This window comes from Pseudomonas hunanensis (assembly GCF_013393325.1).
GTDB lineage: Bacteria > Pseudomonadota > Gammaproteobacteria > Pseudomonadales > Pseudomonadaceae > Aquipseudomonas > Aquipseudomonas putida_P.
In genome coordinates this window covers 1-255 of sequence record NZ_QJRC01000009.1, presented here as the reverse complement: position 1 = coordinate 255, position 255 = coordinate 1, and the positions used below count along the sequence as shown (strand labels likewise).

At 54.9% G+C, this 255-nt stretch carries 1 rRNA gene; it reads left to right on the top strand.

The annotated features are described in order from the left end of the window. Window positions 1–255: ribosomal RNA gene (locus DM807_RS00035) — 16S ribosomal RNA — on the top strand; the annotation flags it as partial.

Sequence of the window (255 nt, the reverse complement as noted above, 5' to 3'; positions counted from 1 at the left end):
AGTCGAGCGGATGAGAAGAGCTTGCTCTTCGATTCAGCGGCGGACGGGTGAGTAATGCCTAGGAATCTGCCTGGTAGTGGGGGACAACGTTTCGAAAGGAACGCTAATACCGCATACGTCCTACGGGGGAAAGCAGGGGACCTTCGGGCCTTGCGCTATCAGATGAGCCTAGGTCGGATTAGCTAGTTGGTGAGGTAATGGCTCACCAAGGCGACGATCCGTAACTGGTCTGAGAGGATGATCAGTCACACTGGA